3 protein-coding genes are annotated in these 2,694 nt (G+C 67.2%); 1 reads left to right on the top strand and 2 read right to left on the bottom strand.

Annotated features, from left to right (window positions below; all coding sequences use genetic code 11):
* A partial coding sequence (locus IC50_RS01955) for a glycosyl transferase (protein ID WP_035699814.1) occupies positions 1–489 on the bottom strand: 489 nt, incomplete at its 3' end.
* Between the two features lie 323 nt (positions 490–812).
* On the opposite strand from IC50_RS01955, the gene IC50_RS01950 reads away from it, so the two are divergent.
* Positions 813–1,652 (top strand): RMD1 family protein, encoded by an 840-nt coding sequence (locus tag IC50_RS01950; RefSeq protein ID WP_035699812.1) that lies wholly within the window; start codon positions 813–815, stop codon positions 1,650–1,652.
* Here IC50_RS01950 and IC50_RS01945 read toward each other — a convergent pair.
* The coding region (locus IC50_RS01945; protein WP_035699810.1) for a PEP/pyruvate-binding domain-containing protein at positions 1,646–2,694 on the bottom strand (1,049 nt) is incomplete at its 5' end. The genes IC50_RS01950 and IC50_RS01945 overlap by 7 nt on opposite strands.

Raw genomic sequence — 2,694 nt, 5'->3', positions numbered from 1 at the left:
CTGGGGCGGGTAGCCGCCGATCCGGTCGTAGTGAACACGCGCGATCAATAGCCCCTGATCGCCGAGGGGACCGGCGAGCGTGCGCGCCACGGCCCAGACGATGTCGCGCAATGCGGTATTTGCGTAAGGCGAGCGCGCATAGCGGAACACCGCCGCACGATCCCGGCCGCTGCTGGCGACGGCCTGGATGAACTGGGTGGTTTCCTCGATCCAGCCGGTTTCCAGCACGGCACCTGCGGGCAGGAACATCAGCCATGGCGATCGGGCCTGGAGCGCGCCGGCGGCGAGCGCCGCGCCCTGCGAGGGCCCGTCGAACCCGATGAAACGGCAGCCTGCGACGTCTGCAACGCGCTCGATGACGCCATTGCGCGTGCGGTCGACCAGAAGAACCTCCCGGATGACGCCGGCGGCGGCGCCGGGGACGAGTGCGGCCAGGGTTGCGACCGCCGTCTGCTCGACACCTTCGGTCGGAATGATGACGCTCAGCATGATTGAGGCTTCAGTGTCTGCACTTCGGGAGAAGCGTAGCGTTGCATGATGTTGTCATAAACCCGTCGCGTTGCCGAGTGCAACTTTCCGGCGGCGCTTCGGCGTGCGATGGTAAACCGCAGCCGGTCATCACAGCCAAGTATGTCGCGCGCGGGCTGGTAATATTGCCAAATGTTTCGGCACAAGCTCTCCCGACGGCTAACCCGAAGTGTCATGGCGACACTTCGCTGCGCGCGGGCAGTTGGCCTCTCTCGGACGAGGAGGCGGCTTGCAAGAAAGGTCGAACGGAAAATGCGTGATCCTGGTGCCGGGGGAGGCCTCACATGAACGCCGATCAACTCGCCGCTGGCACGGCGCCGGCGGCGCCGAAGCAGGGGGCCGCGCCGACCTTGCGGATCCGGGCGTTGATGCTGGGCGACCGCATCAATGCTTCTGGCCTGGAAATCGGCACGCTGGTGTCCTCGACGCCCGCCGCCTTCCGCGTCCATGGCGGCCTTGCCGTGATCTTTCGCTACGGTGTCGTCGTGCTGATCGGGCTGCTTCCGTCCGAGGAGAAGGTCCTCATCGACAACCTGAGGTCACGCGTGACCGGAGAGCTCAGCCCGTACGAGGAGGAGATCGCGCAAGCGCAGCTCTGCAACGACGAAGCCGCCGAGGCGATCCAGCCGGGCGGGCCGATCTGTCTCGCCAAATTCTCCGACGACCGGCTGCTGCTGGTTGCGGATGCGCTCGCCAAGAGCACGTCGCTGGCGCGCGACGAGCGCCGCGTCGCCGCGGTCTTCGATGTGATCGAGCCGTTCGCACGGGAGCTCGCCGAGCACGGCCGCACGCCGCGCCGGCGCAAGGGCATCCTGCAATTGATCGGCAATGCATTGCTGGTGCAGCAGCGCGTCGCCGGTCGCGTCGCCATCGCCGAGAAGCCCGACGTGCTCTGGGAGAAGCCCGAGCTCGATCGGCTCTATTCCCGTCTCGAGGACGAGTACGAGCTGAAGGAGCGCCTCGACACGCTCGAGCGCAAGCTCACCGCGGTGTCGGAGACCGCCAACGCACTGACCGACATCATCGACACCCAGCGCTCGCTCCGCCTGGAGATTGCGGTTGTGGTTCTGATCGTGATCGAGGTCGCGATCGGGTGTTTTCAGATCCTGACCGGCACTCATTGAGGCGCCGCGGCGTGGCTGCCATTTTGGCCGCAGTGCGCCTGCCACGCCGCGATCTCGGCAAGCTCGGCTTCGGGCCGTGTCCGGATCGTCTCGCAGCGTCCGAGATAGAGCTCTCCGGCGTCGCCCTCGATCGTCATCCACTCGCCTTCGGCAAATGCGACATTGCCGAGCTGGGCCCGCTTCGCGACAGGATCGATCTTCAGCTCACGGCAGCCGACCACGCAGGGCTTGCCCATCTGCCGCGCCACTAGGGCCGCGTGCGAGGTGCGCGCGCCGACTGACGTTACGATGCCGGCAGCAAGCGCGAAGCCTGCGACGTCGGCGGTGCTGGTATCGGGACGCAGCAGGATGACCGGCTCGCCTCCCGCCGAGAGGCACCGGGCGCCTTCGGACGAGAACGCCGCGCGTCCGATTCCGATGCCGCCGGACGCCCCGATGCCGGTCGCTGCGGGCCTGCCCGGAGCAACCAATCTGGTTTCGGTGAGCGAGGCGAGGTCGATCTCCGCAATCCGCCCCAATGCCTCGTCTTTCGAGATCAGGCCTTCATGCACGAGGTCGATCGCGATCCTGGCGGCGGCCCGCGGCGTGCGCTTGGCCGTGCGGGTCTGGAGGATCCAGAGCCTGCCGTTCTCGACCGTGAACTCGACGTCCTGGACATCGGCGAAGGCGTGCTCGAGTCGCCTCAGGACGTCGCCAAGCTCCGATTCGAGCTGCGGCAGCTCGCGGGCGATCGCCTCGGCCGTATCTGGCGCGCGTCTTCCGGAAACGACGTCTTCGCCCTGCGCATCGAGGACGAGGTCGATCATCGGCCGCGGCGCGCCCGTCGAAGGATCGCGCGAGAAGGCCACGCCCGCGCCGGAGGCAAGACCGCCATTGCCGAAGACCATCGCCTGCACGGTCACGGCGGTACCCTCGAGCGCTTCGAGATGCTGGAGGCTTCGATAAGTCATCGCGCGCTCGCTCATCCAGGAGCGATAGACCGCTCGGGCTGCCGCCTCCAATTGCGCGAACGCGTCCTCCGGCGAGCCATCGGCGCGATCCT

Origin of the sequence: Bradyrhizobium genomosp. I (2014) (assembly GCF_000261685.1) — a bacterium.
Lineage (GTDB): Bacteria > Pseudomonadota > Alphaproteobacteria > Rhizobiales > Xanthobacteraceae > Bradyrhizobium.
Note: the sequence above shows the minus strand (reverse complement) of the source record. Positions and strands in the feature narration are given on the sequence as shown.

Coding starts and splice junctions, on each gene's coding strand:
- IC50_RS01950 (WP_035699812.1), top strand. CDS start 813: ATGAACGCCGATCAACTCGCCGCTGGCACGGCGCCGGCGGCGCCGAAG.